This is a genomic window from Mesorhizobium sp. YR577, from assembly GCF_900116595.1.
Taxonomy (GTDB): Bacteria; Pseudomonadota; Alphaproteobacteria; order Rhizobiales; family Rhizobiaceae; genus Mesorhizobium_M.
In genome coordinates this window covers 62,004-79,747 of sequence record NZ_FPBI01000024.1, presented here as the reverse complement: position 1 = coordinate 79,747, position 17,744 = coordinate 62,004, and the positions used below count along the sequence as shown (strand labels likewise).

The 17,744-nt window shown below is 58.8% G+C and carries 17 protein-coding genes; 14 read left to right on the top strand and 3 right to left on the bottom strand.

Annotated elements, in window-relative coordinates:
- From BM413_RS26490 to BM413_RS32755, 11 genes are all read left to right on the top strand, one after another.
- On the top strand, positions 1 to 885 hold an 885-nt coding region (locus tag BM413_RS26490), incomplete at its 5' end, for a formylglycine-generating enzyme family protein (protein ID WP_091917868.1).
- A complete protein-coding gene (locus BM413_RS33770) occupies positions 882 to 1,391 on the top strand; it encodes a hypothetical protein (protein ID WP_244538036.1) in 510 nt (169 codons plus the stop codon). The genes BM413_RS26490 and BM413_RS33770, both read left to right, overlap by 4 nt.
- Before the next feature lie 5 nt (positions 1,392 to 1,396).
- On the top strand, positions 1,397 to 2,044 hold the full coding sequence (locus tag BM413_RS33765; protein WP_091917850.1) for a YidH family protein: 648 nt from the start codon (positions 1,397 to 1,399) through the stop codon (positions 2,042 to 2,044).
- A gap of 69 nt (positions 2,045 to 2,113) precedes the next feature.
- A complete protein-coding gene (locus tag BM413_RS26475; protein ID WP_091917849.1) occupies positions 2,114 to 3,649 on the top strand; it encodes an arylsulfatase in 1,536 nt (511 codons plus the stop codon).
- A gap of 65 nt (positions 3,650 to 3,714) precedes the next feature.
- Complete coding sequence (locus BM413_RS26470; protein WP_091917866.1) at positions 3,715 to 4,635, top strand: HAD family hydrolase; 921 nt, start codon at positions 3,715 to 3,717, stop codon at positions 4,633 to 4,635.
- A 17-nt stretch (positions 4,636 to 4,652) separates the two neighbouring features.
- Entirely contained in the window at positions 4,653 to 5,021 is a 369-nt protein-coding gene (locus BM413_RS26465) for a DUF1622 domain-containing protein (protein WP_244538035.1), read from the top strand.
- 5 nt (positions 5,022 to 5,026) lie between these two features.
- Entirely contained in the window at positions 5,027 to 6,025 is a 999-nt protein-coding gene (locus BM413_RS26460; protein ID WP_091917864.1) for an HAD family hydrolase, read from the top strand.
- Positions 6,026 to 6,058: 33 nt separating this feature from the next.
- Positions 6,059 to 6,850: a hypothetical protein gene (locus BM413_RS26455; RefSeq protein ID WP_091917848.1), complete on the top strand. Its 792-nt coding sequence runs from the start codon at positions 6,059 to 6,061 to the stop codon at positions 6,848 to 6,850.
- A gap of 230 nt (positions 6,851 to 7,080) precedes the next feature.
- Positions 7,081 to 8,310, top strand: a complete 1,230-nt coding sequence (locus tag BM413_RS26450; RefSeq protein WP_348272940.1) for a glycosyltransferase family protein — start codon at positions 7,081 to 7,083, stop codon at positions 8,308 to 8,310.
- A 2-nt stretch (positions 8,311 to 8,312) separates the two neighbouring features.
- Positions 8,313 to 10,454 carry a mechanosensitive ion channel family protein gene (locus BM413_RS26445; protein WP_244538034.1) on the top strand — a complete coding sequence of 714 codons (2,142 nt, stop codon included), beginning with the start codon at positions 8,313 to 8,315 and terminating at the stop codon, positions 10,452 to 10,454.
- Positions 10,455 to 10,703: 249 nt separating this feature from the next.
- On the top strand, positions 10,704 to 11,060 hold the full coding sequence (locus BM413_RS32755; protein ID WP_139238655.1) for a hypothetical protein: 357 nt from the start codon (positions 10,704 to 10,706) through the stop codon (positions 11,058 to 11,060).
- A gap of 87 nt (positions 11,061 to 11,147) precedes the next feature.
- Here BM413_RS32755 and BM413_RS26435 read toward each other — a convergent pair whose 3' ends face one another.
- Genes BM413_RS26435 through BM413_RS26425 form a run of 3 tightly spaced genes read right to left on the bottom strand, consistent with a single transcriptional unit; the run spans position 11,148 to position 13,176 of the window.
- Positions 11,148 to 11,501, bottom strand: a complete 354-nt coding sequence (locus BM413_RS26435) for a hypothetical protein (protein ID WP_244538033.1) — start codon at positions 11,499 to 11,501, stop codon at positions 11,148 to 11,150.
- Between the two features lie 6 nt (positions 11,502 to 11,507).
- The gene (locus BM413_RS26430; protein WP_244538032.1) at positions 11,508 to 12,212 is read right to left on the bottom strand and encodes a L,D-transpeptidase; all 705 of its coding nucleotides are present in this window, start codon (positions 12,210 to 12,212) and stop codon (positions 11,508 to 11,510) included.
- Between the two features lie 19 nt (positions 12,213 to 12,231).
- Positions 12,232 to 13,176: an ABC transporter substrate-binding protein gene (locus BM413_RS26425; protein WP_280141859.1), complete on the bottom strand. Its 945-nt coding sequence runs from the start codon at positions 13,174 to 13,176 to the stop codon at positions 12,232 to 12,234.
- 511 nt (positions 13,177 to 13,687) lie between these two features.
- Between BM413_RS26425 and BM413_RS26415 the strand changes: the two genes are divergently transcribed.
- From BM413_RS26415 to BM413_RS26405, 3 genes are read left to right on the top strand one after another with little or no spacing between them, the layout of a single operon-like run.
- Positions 13,688 to 14,764, top strand: a complete 1,077-nt coding sequence (locus tag BM413_RS26415; RefSeq protein WP_244538031.1) for a DUF1214 domain-containing protein — start codon at positions 13,688 to 13,690, stop codon at positions 14,762 to 14,764.
- A gap of 14 nt (positions 14,765 to 14,778) precedes the next feature.
- Complete coding sequence (locus tag BM413_RS26410) at positions 14,779 to 15,729, top strand: SphA family protein (RefSeq protein ID WP_091917844.1); 951 nt, start codon at positions 14,779 to 14,781, stop codon at positions 15,727 to 15,729.
- 12 nt (positions 15,730 to 15,741) lie between these two features.
- Positions 15,742 to 17,688 carry an adenylate/guanylate cyclase domain-containing protein gene (locus tag BM413_RS26405; RefSeq protein WP_091917843.1) on the top strand — a complete coding sequence of 649 codons (1,947 nt, stop codon included), beginning with the start codon at positions 15,742 to 15,744 and terminating at the stop codon, positions 17,686 to 17,688.
- Positions 17,689 to 17,744 lie beyond the last annotated feature (56 nt).

The following is a 17,744-nucleotide window of genomic DNA, read 5'->3' as shown; positions in this document are numbered from 1 at the left end:
GATCACTACAGGGAAGAGGCTCCCGCACACCGGGTGAAGGTCGACGGCTTCTTCATCGACAAGACGCCGGTGACGAACCGCCAGTTCAAGCAGTTCATCAAGGCAACCGGCTATGTGACCGTTGCCGAAAGGATTCCTGATCCTAGGGATTATCCCGGCGCACTCCCAGAGATGCTCTACGCAGGATCGCTGGTGTTCCAGAAGGCTGCTGGTCCGGTCGATCTCAGGAACCCGAGCGCATGGTGGGACTTCGTCAAGGATGCGAGCTGGAAGCATCCGCTCGGCTCAAACAGCGGCCTGTTCAAGAAAGACAATCATCCGGTCGTCCACATCGCCTATGCCGATGCGCTGGCCTATGCGGATTGGGCCGGCAAGGCACTGCCGACCGAAGCCGAGTGGGAATATGCGGCCTGGGGCGGCGTCGAGGATGCCGAATATGCCTGGGGCGCGGAATTCGCGCCCGGTGGCAAGCAGATGGCCAACACGTGGCAGGGAGAATTTCCGCACCAGAACCTTCTGACTGACGGTTTTGAGCGGACTTCGCCGGTCGGCACGTATCCGGCCAATGGCTACGGCCTGCAGGACATGATCGGCAATGTCTGGGAGTGGACGACCGACTGGTGGTCTTCGAGGCACCCTGAGAAGGAAGCAAAATCCTGCTGCATCCCGCAGAATCCGCGGGGAGGGTCCGAGGCTGCGAGTTATGACGAGCGCCAACCCTCGATCCTGATCCCGCGGAAAGTAGTGAAGGGCGGTTCGCATCTTTGCGCGCCTAACTACTGCCGGCGCTACCGTCCAGCCGCGCGCCACGCCCAGCCAGTCGACACGTCGATGAGCCATGTCGGGTTCCGCTGCATCATGCGCACCGGGGGGGCGAACTCATGACCGAGGGCGCAACCACGACGCGGCTCTGGATCGCGCGGATCGCCATATTGCTGCTCATCGCGCTGAGCGTTATCGGGTTTCTGCGCTACGGCTTCACCGTCGAGGTTCACGAGCGCATCTGGCGCGATATTTTCGATCGTCCCGGCGGGCCGATGACGTTTCGGTTCGTCCTTCAGCCGGTGATGGCGGCGATCGCCGCCTTGCACGATGGGGCCAAGGACGCTCGTGCCGGGCGCCCCGGCTATCTCTGGACGCTGCTCACCAGTTCGGCGGACCGTGGCGAACGCCTGCGCGAAGGTCTGATCTCAACTGGCCGCATCATCCTGTTGGGCATCGGGATGGACGCTGTCTACCAGTACACCGTGCTCAAGACCTTCTATCCCGGCGAAATGGTGGTCATCGCGATCCTGCTCGCCTTCGTCCCTTACCTCCTGCTGCGCGGACCCTTCGCGCGCCTTGCGCGCTGGTGGACGGCGCGCAAGTCCTCCGGACCCTCAGCGCGGTGAAAGAGATGAGCAAACTGCCGAAGACGGTATTGCAACGACCTGCAAGATTGCCTGAGACCCCGGTGCCTCCGATCCCGAAGGTCGACGAAACGAAGTCCGACGTGGCTTCGGTGCAATACTCGGCTTACCGCACGAGCCTGTCCAACCATCGAACGGGCCTGTCCGAGCACAGAACCTCGCTTTCCGAATTCAGAACCGATCTTTCGACGCATCGTACCGACCTGTCGACCGACCGTACGGAAATGTCGATGCGCCGCACCGGCATGTCGTTCCAGCGCACGCGCATGAGCGCTGACCGGACCCTGATGTCGGTGATACGCACATCGCTGTCCCTGATCAGCTTCGGTTTCACCATCTTCCAGGTGTTCGAGAAGCTGCGCGACGCTGGCACGCTGGCCCATGCTGCAGCGCCCCGAAATTTCGGCATCACCCTGGTCTGCCTCGGCATCGCCATGCTGGTTCTCGGCATCATCTACCACATGCAGTTCATGATCGGCCTTCGCCGCGAGCGCCATGCCATGGCTGCCGCCGGTCTCATCCATGCCGAGAGCGGGTTCCCGCCATCAATGACGCTGATCACCGCCTTCATCCTGCTGCTGGTCGGCATAGCGGCCATTCTCAGCATGGTTTTCCAGATCGGCCCGTTTTTCTAGCAGAAAGGACGACCGGCACTCGGGCTTCAAGTCAGAAAAGACAAAACAGAGCGAGGAAAGGATACAGAAATGGCAGACAAGAAGAAGCCCAATATCATCGTCATCTGGGGCGATGATATCGGTATCGCGAACCTGAGTTGCTATTCCCATGGACTGATGGGTTACAAGACGCCCCATATCGACCGGCTCGCCAAGGAAGGCATGATGTTCACCGACAGCTATGGTGAGCAGTCCTGCACCGCCGGCCGTTCCTCCTTCATCACCGGCCAGAGCTGCTATCGCACTGGTCTTTCCAAGGTCGGCATACCCGGCTCCGATGTCGGCCTGCAGCCCGAAGACGCGACTATTGCCGAACTCCTCAAACCGCTCGGCTATGCGACGGGGCAATTCGGCAAGAACCATCTTGGCGACAGGAACAAGTATCTACCGACAGTGCACGGCTTCGACGAGTTTTACGGCAATCTCTACCACCTCAATGCAGAGGAAGATCCCGAGGATCCGGACTATCCGAAGGACCCTCAGTTCAAGGAGAAATTCGGTCCGCGTGGCTTGCTGCATTGCTGGGCAACCGACAAGGACGATCCCACCGAGCAACCGCGCTGGGGCCGCGTCGGCAAGCAGAAGATCGAGGACACCGGCCCGCTGACGCGCAAGCGCATGGAAACCGTTGACGACGAGATCGTCGCAAAGGCGAAGGATTTCGTGAAGCGGCAACACGATGCCGGCAAGCCGTTCTTCGTCTGGATGAACACCACCCACATGCATTGCAGGACGCACACCAAGCCGGAGAGCATCGGACAGGCAGGCGAGGGGCAATCGCCCTACCACGACACCATGATCGACCATGACAAGAACGTCGGCGACATGCTCGACTATCTCGACGAACTCGGCATCGCCGACAACACCTTCGTCATGTATTCGACCGACAACGGCCCGCACATGAACTCATGGCCGGATGCCGGCATGACGATGTTCCGCTCGGAGAAGGATACCAACTGGGAAGGCGCCTTCCGCGTGCCGATGATCGTGCGCTGGCCCGGCAAGATTCCGGCGGGCGTCGTTTCCAACGAGATCGTGCAGCACCACGACTGGCTGCCGACCTTCTGCGCCATGGCGGGCGATGCCGACATTCCGCAGAAACTGCTCAAGGGCCACAAGGCCGGCGACAAGACCTTCAAGGTTCATATCGACGGCTACAACCTTCTCGACTTCCTGACCAAGGAAGGCGTGAAGAGCCCGCGCCAGGGTCTCGTCTATTTCGACGACGACGGCAGCCTGGTCGCATTGCGCTTCAAGAACTGGAAGATCGTGTTCATGGAACAGCGCACCGAGGGCACGCTGCGGCTCTGGATGGATCCGCTCGTGGTTCTGCGCTGTCCCAAGATTTTCAACCTGCGCACCGACCCCTATGAGCGCGCGGATATCACCTCGAACACCTATTACGATTGGTATCTGTCCAAGGCCTACATGATCATGGCGGCCCAGGCGGTCGTCCAGCCGTTCCTGAACTCGTTCAAGGATTATCCGCCACGCCAGAAGGCCGCCTCGTTCACACTCGATCAGGCGCTGGAGAAGATGGCCGAGTCCTTCAACACCGGACATTGATGATGAGGAGGGCGGCGAGCTTCGGCTTGCCGCCTTTTACTCATTCGGCAAACCAGGAAGTGCTCATGCCCAACCCGCTTTCATCATGGAACGACAGCGCGGCGAAATCCGCCATCCTCGACTTCGTCGCACGCGTCACGAAAGAGGGTGGGCCGGAATTCGTCCCACCGTCGGAGCGCATTGCGACCTTCGACAATGACGGCACGTTGTGGTGCGAGCAGCCTATGCAGGTACAGCTCTTTTTCCTGATCGATCGGGTGAAACAGCTCGCCGCCAAGGATGCTTCAATGAGTGCGCGCCAGCCATTCAAGGCGCTGCTCGAACATGACATCAAGACACTGCATGCGCTTGGCAAGCAGGGCCTGATGGAGTTGGCCTTCGCCACGCATGCAGGCATGACCGAGGAAGAATTCGACGAGATTGCCAAAACCTGGTTCGCTTCGGCAAGACATCCCAAGTTCGGTCGGCTTTTTACGCAACTGATCTACCAGCCGCAGCTTGAGCTTCTCGCTTACCTGCGTGCCAATGGCTTCAAGACCTTTATCGTGTCGGGCGGTGGCATCGACCTTATCCGTGCGTTTGCCGAGGGCGCCTACGGCATTCCGCGTGAGCAGGTGATCGGTTCCTCGGCAAGATTGCACTACGAGTTGCAAGACGGCCGTGCCGTGCTGATGAAGGCTCCGGAGCTGAACAGCTTCGATGACCGCGAGGTGAAGCCGGCGAATATAGGACTGCATATCGGCCGTCGGCCGATCCTCGCCTTCGGCAATTCCGACGGCGATCTCGCCATGCTGCGCTACACGAAATCAGGGCCAGGCGCGCGACTGGCGCTGCTTGTTCATCATGACGATGCACAGCGCGAAGTCGCATACGATCGTGAGTTCAAGCTGAGTCCTCTCGCTGAGGCGCTCGACAGGGCAGCAGACTACGGCATTACCGTTGTCAGTATGAAGAACGATTGGAAGACCGTATTTCCTGAAACCTAGCGGGGTAGGTTCGCCAAGTGGAAGAATGGCTGAGAGCTTCGACCGAATACAGCGTCATGCTGATCAACGCCATGGCGCTGGTCATCATTCTGTATGGCGCGATCGAAAGCTTCGTTGCGGCGATCTGGTTCCATTTCTCGCGCGGGGACGGTCATCGGCGTCGAGAAATCTGGTTGCGGTTCGCCCGCTGGCTGGTCGCGGGCCTGACCTTCCAACTGGCGGCCGACATCATCGAAACGTCGATGACACCGAGCTGGGACGGCATCGGGCGGCTGGCCGCAATCGCAGTCGTCAGGACATTCCTGAACTATTTTTTGGAACGGGATCTTGCCGAAGTCAGGGGTCGCCAGGGTGACGGAACTGAAGAAAAGGAGAGGGCGGCATGAAGAAGATGGCATTGAGTGCAGCTATAGCGGTTCTTTCATTCCTGTTTCTGGCCACAGCCAATCATGCAGGCGCGCAGAGCGACGCGCTGCCTTCCTGGAATGAGGGGGCTGCAAAGACTGCTATCACCGGTTTTGTCTCGCGGACCACACAGGAGGGCGGCGCCGACTACCTGAAACCTGCCGAGCGCATCGCGGTGTTCGACAATGACGGCACACTCTGGAGCGAACAGCCGCTCTATTTCCAGCTTGCCTTCGCCCTGGACCGGGTCAAGGCCATGGCACCCCAGCATCCCGAATGGAAGGACACCGAGCCGTTCAAATCGGTGCTGGCCGGCGACGTCAAAGGCGTTTTGGCTTTGGGAGAAAAAGGCCTCGGCGAAATCATGGCCGTGACCCACACCGGGATGACCACTGACGAGTTTGCAAGCACGGTGAGGGAATGGATCGCGACAGCGCGTCATCCGAGGTTCAATCGCCCCTACAACGAGCTCATCTACCAACCGATGGTGGAATTGCTGGCCTATCTGCGCGCCAACGGTTTCAAGACCTTCATTGTCTCGGGCGGCGGCGTGGAATTCATGCGGCCATGGGTCGAGCAGGCCTATGGCATCCCGCCGGAACAGGTCGTCGGCTCGTCCGGCGTCGTGACCTATGAATTCGGGCCTGACGACAAGCCCGTCCTGAAGAAGGAGGCCAAGATCGAATTCGTCGATGACGGTCCGGGCAAGCCTGTCGGGATCGATCGCTTCATCGGCCGCCGTTCGGTCTTTGCCGCCGGAAATTCCGACGGTGACCTGCAGATGCTGCAGTGGACGACGCTCAATGACGGCCCGCGGTTTGGGCTGATCGTCCATCACACCGACGCCGAGCGCGAATGGGCATACGACCGGCAGTCGCATGTCGGCAAGCTCGACAAGGCACTGGATGAAGCACCGAAGCGTGGGTGGCTCCTCGTGGACATGAAGACGGACTGGAAGGTGATCTACCCCGCCGAAAAGCAATGAGCTTCGCGGCCGCCTGCGGATAGGAGAAGGCAAATGCTGAAACGGATTGCGACGCTCCTGACGGGCCTTGCCGCGGTGGCCTGGAGTGCGCCTTCGATTGGGCAGGAGCATGAAGACGTCAACGCGGCGAACAACCCGCTGACGCCGAAGATCACGATCAATCTTCACGACTATTATGTTCCCGAACTTGACGGAATCGATGGCCGCTACGCCAACCAGTTTCTGCTTCGCGGCCTCATCCCTTCCGACCTCTTCGGCAAGCCGCAGCTGTTCCGCTTCACCCTGCCGATCGCAACGGCGCCTGAGTTTCCCGACGGTTACGTAACAGGACTGGGCGATCTGACGCTGATGGATATCTTTGTGTTTCCCGGCAAGACAGTCTCGTTCGGTGCGGGGCCGCTCGTCGTGCTGCCGACCGCGACGGATGATCTGCTAGGCGCCGGGAAATGGCAGGCCGGCGCGGTCGGCCTGGCGATCGCTCCGCAGAAGTGGGGCCTGATCGGGGGGCTTCTCACCTATCAGGCGTCTTTCGCGGGTGATGGCGATCGCGAGGACGTCTCGCTGGCGACGTTCCAGCCGATCGTGAACTACAACCTTGCGAACGGCTTTTACCTCCGCTCGAGCGCGACCTGGAGCTTCAATCTCGAAAACGGGGACTACTACATCCCCGTCGGGTTCGGCGTCGGCAAGGTTTTCCAGATCAACGACAAGGTCACGATGAACGCCTTTGTCGAGCCGCAATACACGGTCGCCAGCGAAGGCATCGGCAACCCGAAATGGCAGATCTTCGCCGGCGTCAATTTCCAGTTCGCCATAGGGAAATAACGGCGGCAGACACGCACCGCATCTTCTGTGAACCATTTAGGAAAAAGAAATGCGCCTCACCCTACCCCCTTGGCTTCATCGCAGGCGTGGAGAGAGCATCATCATCCGTGCTCGGATGGGCCACGATCACGTTAGCACGAAGGCTATCACATGCACTGTTTTATGAGAACTGAAGGCATTTTCACTGCCCTTGTTGTAACCAGGCCAGATGTTCGGTGCGGGGGGCACCAATGCAGTCTGAACACCGTGTGGTCATGACCTGGTCTAGTCACAGTGCCCGAATTCTCATGTACAGCCACGATACTTTCGGGCTCGGCCATCTGCGGCGTTGCCGCACGATAGCACATTCGCTCGTCGAGGATTTTCGCGGACTTCAGGTGCTGATCATATCGGGGGCGACGATCGCCGGTGCCTTCGATTACCGCGCCCGCGTCGACTTCGTGAAGATTCCCAGCGTCATCAAGCTGCGCAACGGCGAATACACCTCGATGGAGAAGCATATCGACCTCCACGAAACGCTGAAAATGCGCCAGTCGATCATCCGCCACACGGCAGAGACTTTCCGGCCGGACATCTTCATCGTCGACAAGGAGCCGCTCGGCTTGCGCGGCGAGATAGAAGATACGCTGTCCTATCTGAAGACGCGGGGCACCACGCTCATTCTCGGCCTGCGCGAGGTGATGGATGCGCCGCATCTGCTCGAAGCCGAGTGGGCCCGTAAGGACGTGATGCGCAAGATCGGCCTGTTCTATGACAAGATCTGGGCCTACGGGCCACCGGATTTCTACGATCCGCTGACCGGCCTGGACGTGCCGCCGGCTGTCAGGGCGAAGATGAAGTTCGTCGGGTTCCTGCAGCGGGGCCTGCAGCAGGACGAGATGCCGGGCCATCGGCCCGAGGGGGAATATATCCTCGTTACCACCGGCGGCGGCGGCGACGGCGCCGAACTGATCCATGACGTTATCGACGCCTACCAGCAGGATCGGCAATTGCAGCACAAGGCGCTGATTGTGCTTGGACCCTATATGCCGGCGCGCAAGCGCAGTAAGCTGCTGAAAAAGGGGGCCGAGATCCCCTACATCAAGATCATCGAGTTCGATAACCGCATGGAGGAGCTGATCGCCGGAGCCAAGGCGGTGGTGGCGATGGGCGGCTACAACACCTATTGCGAAATCCTGTCCTTCGACAAGCCGGCGCTGATCGTGCCGCGCGTCAAGCCGCGCGAGGAGCAGCTTATCCGGGCACGCCGTGCGGCCGAGCTTGGGCTGATCGACATGCTTTTGCCGGAAGAAGCGGCGGATTCCCAGCGCTTCGCCGATGCGTTGAAGGCGCTGCCCGGCCGGCCGCGCCCGTCTCAAAGCAATCCGCATCTCACTCTGGAAGGGTTGCCTCATATCTCCGAAATCGTGGCCGAACTGCTTGAAGAGACAGAACTGAACGTCCTCATGAGATTGGTGTGACAATGACCATTGCATCGCGCCCACAAGCTTCACTGCTGGCAGCTTGCCTTGCTGTCATGCTGGTATTTGCCTCGTCGCCCTTCGGCAGTTTTGCCTTAGCGCAGACTGGACAGGCTGCGACGGTGCCGCCGCCGGACGAGAAGGTTCAGCAACTCATCAAGCTGCTCGACGATCCCGATGTTCGGGCTTGGCTTGCAACCAAGCCTGCACCCGCCGACGACACTGCCGGCGCGCCGACGGCTGAACAGATTTCCAGTTGGGACCAGGGCATTCGCGACCACCTTGCCGCGATGCGCAATGCTTTGCCGCAGATTCCAGCCGAGGCTGCAAATGCCGTTCGGACCGTGAGGACGGAGATAAACAACCGTGGTTTCGCCACGATAATCATCCTCTTTGCCGCACTTCTGGCCTTGGGTTTCGGAGCGGAATGGCTCTTCAAGCGCGCGATCCACCGCGTGCGGGACAATGGGTCCGGGCGATACGGAGCGACGACGCTGGGAGAAAGCCGCGCTCTTCACCTGCTTTCGGTGATCGCGCCGATCGTCGTGTTTTCTCTCGTTAGCGCTGGCGCCTTCCTGGCATTCGACTGGCCAGCATTGCTGCGCAGGATCATCCTGACATATCTGGTGGCTTTCATCGTCGTTCGGTTGGTCAGGGCATTCAGTGCGGCGCTGCTTTCGCCGACAAGCAACTCCGTTTCAACGGACGAGGCACGCCGGCTCAGACTGATCCCGGTCAATGATGCCGAGGCAGATTTCTGGCACAGACGCCTGAGCGTCTTCTTCGGCTATCTCATGGCTGGATGGGCGACCGTGAGCTTGCTGCCGGACCTCGGCTTTTCGCCGGGCGTCATGCGGTTGGCTGCCTATATACTGGGTATAGGGCTACTGGCCTTGGCGATCGAAATCGTCTGGCGTCGCCCAGGTGAAACCGGTGCATTGCGCTATGGTGTCGTGACGAACTGGCTTCTCACGGTCTATTTGGTTCTGCTTTTTGGGTTGTGGCTTGCGGGCTTCACCGGCCTGCTCTGGCTTGGCATCTATGCGCTGCTGTTGCCCAAGGCGCTGACCATAACGGGGGAGGTCGCGGGAGCGCTTGCCGAGACACGCGCGAGTTCCGGTTCTGCGAATTCGGTGATGACCGTACTGATCGTTCGCGGCGCGCGGGCTCTGGTCATTCTGCTGGCCGTGCTGTGGCTGGGTGCAGTGCTACGCCTGAACCCCGGTACGCTGATGCAGAACGATGCCGTCGTGACCCAACTTATGCGCGGCGTGCTGCGCGGGGTCATAACGCTGCTTGTCGCTGATCTGCTCTGGCAACTGGCGAAAGCCTATATCGCCCGGAAACTGGAGATCGCCTCATCCGACGAGCCGATCGATGCTGCTGAAGCAGCGCGCAGAGGTCGCCTGCGGACGCTGCTGCCGATCTTCCGCAACATGCTGGCCGTGCTGATTGCCGCGGTGGCGGTTCTGATGGTGCTGTCCGAGCTTGGCGTTCAGATCGCGCCATTGATCGCAGGTGCCGGCATATTCGGCGTCGCCATCGGGTTTGGGTCGCAGACGCTGGTCAAGGACGTGATCAGTGGCGTCTTCTACATGCTGGATGATGCGTTCCGCGTCGGCGAATACATACAGAGCCGCAGCTACAAGGGCACCGTCGAGTCCTTCAGCTTGCGATCCGTCAGATTGCGGCACCATCGTGGCCCGGTCTTCACCGTTCCTTTCGGCGAACTGGGTGCGGTGGAGAATATGAGCCGCGACTGGGCGATCGACAAATTCCTGATCCGCGTTCCCTTCGATACCGATATCAGGAAGGTCAAGAAGCTGGTGAAGGTCATTGGCGCCGAGATGCTGGAAGATCCCGAACTGGCGCCTCAGATCATAGAAACGGTGAAGATGAAGGGTGTCGAGCAGTTCGGCGATTTCGGCATGGAGCTAAGCTTCTCCATCACGACGAAACCCGGCTATCAAACAGGTGTGCGGCGTCGGGCCTATACCATGATCCGCGATACGTTCTTCGCCAACGGGATCGAATTTGCACAGCCCACCGTGCAAGTAGGCAATGACGAGAAGTCCGCAGTCGCTGCAGCAGCTTCCACGACAGCACGTGCCCGCAAAGCTGCGCAGGTGGCAGCAGCGAGCTAACTTGATGTTAGCCCCGACCAGCAGGCTTCCCCACGTTCGAGGAATGGCATGACGTTTGGATGGCTGAGGCAACTTGCCTCCCGAAGCAATGACGCCAAAGACGGGGCCACATTTTCGCCGTCGTTGATAAGAACGCTCCTATCGAAAGGGCCTCTGGAGCGTACTATCCCGCTTGCCCGTCAAGACGGCGTTCCTCTGTCCCTGAAGCTGCATCCCGCTGACAGCGACAGTCCGCAAACCGGAAAGGCTATGATGGACGCCAAGTCGATTGTCTGGCGTGAGTTCATCTGGAGTCGTGACGCACAATTTGATCAGTGCCGTTGGCATTCTGTGCGGTGGCGGTTCTACGAGAACGGCCTCATTTGCTTTGATGCGCAAATGAGCAATGCGGGCGCGCATGCAAATTTAGGTGATATGCAGGGGCATCGCATCGAATTGCGCGACAAGAAGGGGTTTCTGGTCGGCGTGTGGGCGGCCGGATTTTACGTTCACCGAGGCCTTCCAGCGATGGGCTTTCAAGCCAACATTGTCGACGATCACATTCCGCTGAAATTGCATTTCTCGGAGATCGACAAAGAGCAATCCGGCTTCTGGTTCAGAAAATAGACTAGTTTCAACCTGCTGGGTGGTTCCTGACCTCGCCCTGGCGGGGAGGGGCATCGCAGACGACCACCAACGTCATCTGTAATGTCCTCAAACTTTTTGCACGGAAATCACCTTTCCCGATGTGTCGATCACACAATTCGCACGGGCACCTTTGGCCTCGACAACGACCTGGAATGTTTGGGCGTCTACTTCAGAGGAACTGACCGGAAGGACGGCGGAACTGTCGACGCCCAATGGCGTGGCTGCCGCAGATGCGCACATTAGCTGGAGATCGGCTGGAGCAGTTTTCCCGATGTTGCGAACGCTGTTCGCTTCAGGTTGGTTCGACACACATCCGGCGACATGTCCGGCGGCCAAGAGCATCGCGAAAGTCGCGATGTGACTGCGGTTCGTTGCAGCGGAGAGAAGTGAACGGAAGTAGTGTGGATTGGCTCTGATCATTGATGGTCAAACTCCCTTGTAAAGCGACGCACCCTGCATCAGGACGACGACCTTTGCTCCGATTTCAATCCTGGAATGCAGGTCGACGATGTCGTCGTTGTTCATCCGAATGCATCCCGATGAGACATCAAGGCCAATAGTCCAAGGCTCGGGGGTGCCATGGATCCGGTAGATCGTGTCCTGATCACCTTGGTAGAGATAAAGTGCTCTTGCACCGAGTGGGTTGTCCGGCCCGCCAGGCTGGCCACTGGCCCATTTTGCGGCGTTCGGATCGCGGGCAACCATTTCGGCGGGAGGTGTCCACGTCGGCCATTCCGCGGTGCGGCCGACCCGCACAATGCCTGCCCAGCCAAAACCTTCGCGGCCAACGCCGATCCCGTAGCGAATGGCGGTAAAATCCGGTTGGACCAGGTAGAGAAAATGTTGGTTCCCGTCGATAATGATGGTGCCGGGTTTTTCGGCTGTCCTGAATTTCACGACCTGACGCCGAAAGGCCTCCGGAACCTGTTTGTGCGCTGCATAGTACGACCTTGCTTTCTTTCGGTCATACTGAACCCATTTGTGGGTTTTTGGATCAAATATCTGTGTCTCGGCTGCATATGCAAGTGTCGCCCAGACTGCGACCGCAATGGCCAGGCTGGTTCCTACCGTCGCTCCGAGGCCATGGCGGACGGTTTTGGGGGACAAGGAAGTTCGGTGCAGGATTGTCATCAGTACCAACCTCGACTCTCTATTTTGACCAGGTGTCCAGACGGTCGCCGTGTGATGCCACCCATTGTTTTGCGAATGCGGCTGGATCCTGCCTTTCCACCTCAAGTGCGTAACTCATCTCCGTGATTTCCTTCGGCGTGAAGTCAATGTTGGAGAGAAACGACGCGACCTTCGGCAAGCGCTCAGCAGTTTTTGTCGCGAAGGCAATGTGGAATTGTGACGGTGGCCAGGCGACGGCAGCGCTGGATTTGGAGAGCCAGCCTGCGGGATCATCACTTGGCAGGACGATCTTCCACTTGGCATCGTCATGCTCAGGCTCGGTTAGCCGGACGATGTCGTGGAGATCGAAGACGTGATGCGGGCTGTAGCAATAGAAAACGATCGGCTCGTCTGTTGCGGCGGCGGCATCGACGGCGGCCATCGCCACTTCTTCCGGCATTTCAAGCAATTTCACAGTCTTTGAGTAGCCGTAGCTCTCGGCTCGTATCCTTTCGATGGTCGTTGATGACCAGGTCTCAGCACCAATCCAGATTTCACCCTGTCCATCGCCATCCGTGTCGAGAACGGACGTCTTACGAGGGTCGTTCAAATCCGAAATGTCCTTGATCCCGTGCTTGTCCACGGTTTCACGGGTCGTACAGATTCCTTGTGTGGCAGCAACACCCTTCGGACTGAGCTCGACGGTTTTCCTGTCATCCACGTATCTCTTCACGACAGAATCGAGATTGGGCAGCCAGACCTCCGTATGGACATCGACTTCGCCTGTATCCAGACCCGCGAAGATCGAGAGCGTTCCCATCTCGCGAACCTCGACATCCAGGCCCAGTTTCTTTTCGATTCCATACTTTATGATGTTGGCGGATGCCTGCCCGGACGGCCAGTTTGGCATGCCGACCACAAGATCAGCTGCGAAACCAGCCCCACAGAATGCCTGCAGTGCCAGGAGGGTGCCGCTCAGGCGCAAAGTGAGATTAAGCTTCACTGCGTTTCCTCCGCGCCGTTCAACGGCTTTTCACCCGCCCCGCCATCAGTTCCCGGATGGCCGGTCATAATGCCAGTTTGGGACAGGGCGGATAGTTGCCCTTTGGTCCATCAAATATTGGGTCAAAGCCAGCGTAATTTTGGAAGTTCGAATTTCGCCGGTCGTGACCGACGAAAATCGCAGCTCTGGCATTGGCTGCACCTTTTTGTTGTTCCGTTATGGGGAAGGGCCCTAACGCCGCGGGGTGACTGTGTTGGCCGTCTTGCCAGCTGCAAACTGAAATTCGACAGGGGGTTCTTTCTTCGCGAAGTGCTTCCTCGCATTGGCACCTTGCCAACTATAGGTCGACGCACCGACATGCCTAGTTGGACTGAAGGGCAATACAATTGCTGCCGTGGGAGAGCTACGATCCTACATTCAGAGGGGCTTCAAATATGACAGAATCCGCCGCAGGAGATGCCCCGTTGCGCTTCGAGAAAGGCAAGCTGCTCCCGTGGACGCCTTCTGGTCGGTGACGGCCTACTACATCGACGGCTACTTCATTCCAAATACGCTGAAGCGACAGGCGACGGGCGGTCGAGACAAGATGGTTGCCAATACCGACGGCTCGTTCGATGTTTACATCCAGGCCGATTCGCCAGGCAAAAAAGGAGGCCAACTGGCTCCGGTCGGCAAGGCACCGTTCACCTACTCATGCTTCTTTATTGACGGCGCAAGGAGTATTTTGAGGTCAACTGGGTGCCACCGGCGGTGCAGAAGGAAAAGGGAATGCTGTGCGGGTAACGCTCAGTCGGAAGGGGATATACCAATGATCCGATCCAGCATCTTCGGCCTGCTGATAGCTGCCAGTCTCTCGTCATCGGCAGTCGCCCAGGAGGCGAAGGACACTTCCGGTACCAATCCAGCCGAAATCACCAGAACCCTTTCAATCTCCAACGAGTACCGATTCCTGCTGGGTGATGAGTATTACAACCAGACCCTGCTCCGTTACACCGAGCCTTTCTTCGACGGAAAGGTTGGTTTACGCCTGACTTTGCCTCTGGATGCAACCGACGTGACTGGAGATGATGAATTCGGCATTGGCGACATTTCAGGGAAATTGTCCTGGATTCCTTATGTCAGTAGACACCAGGCCTTTATCCTGAGTACCGAGGTCTACGCGCCAACCGCTTCGGAAGATGTGCTGGGGACCGGAAAATGGGTCGCGGCTCCGGGCATCACATGGGCCTACTTCGCCAGCCCGGAAGTCATCGTCGCCCCGGCATACATCCACAATCTCTCCTTCGCTGGTGAGGACAACCGCGCTGACGTCAACCGGGGCGATTTCGATCTTTATTTTGTCTACCGGCCTCATGGAGAGCGCTGGTGGATCACGTCTGACACGACCGTGAGCTACGATTTCGAGACAGACGCCACCCCTGTTTCATGGGAGTTGAACTTCGGCCGCAATCTGGCGAAGTTCAACAGTGGCGCGGCTCTCAACGGCTACATCAGGCCAGGTGTCGGCGTTGGCGACGATCGGCCGTATAACTTCAATGTCGAGGTCGGCCTGTCATTGGTTAATTTCTAGAATGGGGAGAGGGAATGATCTCAAACGCGATGCCACGCATCTTTGCCGCGGCTGCGGCTGTCGCCATTTTTTGGACGCAGGAGGCGGGCGCTACCGAAGCCGTTGCGGGCCGTTATGTTCCCGGACTGTACGCAGGACCCGGAGCTGGCATCGTGCCGCCCGCGCCGGGCGTCTACTGGGGTGTATCGAACATCTATTATCACGGCAGCACGAGCGCACAGGTGCCTTTTGGTGATCGTAACATTGCCTTCGGACTTGAGGCCGACCAGTGGGTCACAGCGCTGGCGGGCGTCTACGTGCCCGAACTCGACCTGCCCGGCAACTGGACCTATGCCGTCCAGGCTGCGGTACCGATCGGCTGGACGAAAGCGGGAGCCGCGCTGGGACGCTTCCAAACTGACCAGGAGGTCACGGGCCTTGGTGACATCTCGATCGCGCCAGTCGTGTTCGGCTGGCACAATGACGCAATGAACACGTTCTTTTCCACGTCCCTCACGATTACAGCTCCAACCGGAGAATGGAAGGAGGGCGATCTCGCCTTTATCGGCCTCAACTACTGGACCTTCACGCCGTCGATCGGCTTTACCCGTCTCATCCCCGAGCATGGGTTGGACCTGTCGGCGAAGTTCGGCATTGACATAAACACGCGCAATCCGGACACGGACTATTACAGCGGCGCGATGGCGCATCTCGATCTGGCCGTGACCAAGAGCGTGACCGAGAATTTCTCCATCGGCGCGCTCGCCGGCTTCCTCTACCAGATCGAGGACGACGACAGCGCCTTTGCCGATGCTCGGGACGGGTTCAAAGGCCGTTCCATCGCAGTCGGGCCATTTGTGAAGTACAAGGCTAAATTCGGCGAGAGGACTGAGATCGATTTTGGCCTGCGCTGGGCGAACGAAGTCCACGTTGAGAACCGCATGAGGGGCAATGCGATCATGTTCGACATCACCGGTAAATTCTGACCCGCAGCCTCCATGAATGGCTCATTGGATGAATTAGCGGAAGTAGGCCAACGCCAACAGTCTGCTCCCTCTGTCGACCGTTCGGGCTGGAGCCAGTCGCTTCAGACCCTGCTTGCCATCACCACCGTCGCCCTCATCCTCGTTGTTTCGGCTGCTCTCATCGGCCTTAATTATTATCGCTCGCGCGCCGCCGCCATCGCGGATGCGAAGGTTTCGATGAACGTTTTCTCTGCGCGTCTGGTCGAACGTTTCAATGCGCTTTCGAACCAGACGACCGCCTCAATCGGGTTGATTGCGTCGCTTCCGAACGCATTGGTCTCCTCGCCGCTGCCCGAAAGGTTGGACGACAAGGCCCGCCTGCTTCGGGAAATCATCAAGCGCGCGCCATTTCTCGACGGTGGTTATGCCGGTTATCCGGACGGCTCGTTCTTTCATGTGGTCAATCTTCGCACACCGGGCTGGACTGCGGTACTCTCGGCTCCCAAGGGCGCGGACTTCGCGATCCGCGTCGTGCAGCCGCAACGCGATAGCGCCCTTGAGACGGTGATTTTCCAGGATGCATTTGGCGCGGTGATCGCGGAGAGAGCGCCGGGGCCATTTGATTACGATCCGCGAACGCGCCCCTGGTACATGGCGGCGGCGGGCATAGCGACTCCGGTATCCATCGGACCCTACCGGATGGCAACCACAGACACGCTCGGCATGACCCTGGCGCAATCGCACAGCGCCAACCGGCGGGTCGTCATCGGCGTCGACATCATCCTTGACACAATCACCGATTTCCTCGCCGCGGAACGCATCACGCCGCAAACGATCTCGTTCATCGTCGACACCTCGGGCAATCCGGTCATCCATTCGGACCGGCAGTACATGCAGAGGCTCATGTCAGGGAAGAAACCCGATGAACCTGACGCCATCGTCGAGAGCATCCGCTCTGACGATTCCTGGACGAATGAGCCGAGGATTGTCGAAGCCGACGGCCGCACCTTCCTCGTGCTCGTAACTCCCCTCAGATCGGCGCTGTTTTTGGCCCGGCACCGTGTGGTTGTTGCTGCGCCGATGAATGAACTTACCGCAGAGGCGCGCGGTTCCCTGGTTCGTGCGCTACTGATCTCGGGGATGGTTGTGGTCGCGGCGATTTTGTTGGCGCTCTTTGTCTCCCGTTTGATCACCAAATCGCTTCATCTTCTGACGGACAGCGCCGACCGGCTCCAGAATCTGAACTTTGCGACGCCGGTGAATGTGAATTCGCATGTCAGGGAAATCAGGTCACTCAGCCACGCCATGAACAGGGCGCGAGATGCAATTTTTACCTTCGCGCTTTATGTGCCTAAGGAGTTTGTTCGAAAGGGTATTCAGGCGGGATCCTTCAGCGGGCGGACGGCATCGCGGCAGGAGGTCACTGCGCTGTTCACCGACATCTATGACTTCACCACGATCAGCGAAGCCCATTCGCCCGAGCAGGTGGTAGCCATGCTGTCGGAATATTTCGATATCTTCGACGACGCGGTGACGGCGCATAACGGCTCGATCATCCAGTTCCTCGGCGACTCGGTCTTCGCCATGTGGAATGCTCCGATCGCCGATGGTGAGCATGCCATCAATGCCTGCCGTTGCGCTCTCGCGGTGCAGCGGGCACTTGATCTTTTCAATCAGAAACAGAGAAGCGAAGGCTTGCCGGAATTCCGCACGAGATTCGGAATACACACGGGGACGGCCGTCGTCGGAAGCGTGGGAGCAACCGACCGTCTTCAATACACGGCCATGGGTGACACCATAAACGTTGCTTCTCGCCTGGAGGGACTGAACAAGAATTACGGAACGTCGATTCTCGCCAGCGAAGCCGTTATGCGACAGTGTTCGGACCGAATTTCCTTTCGAGCCTTGGGCTCCGCATCAGCAAAAGGTAGGCACGAGGCACTCTCGGTTTTCGAGGTAGTCGGCGAGCAACCTGGATAAGCCAATTGCAGGCTTTGGCCTTATACCGGGGCAGTTCTCAGTGAAAACCAACAGTG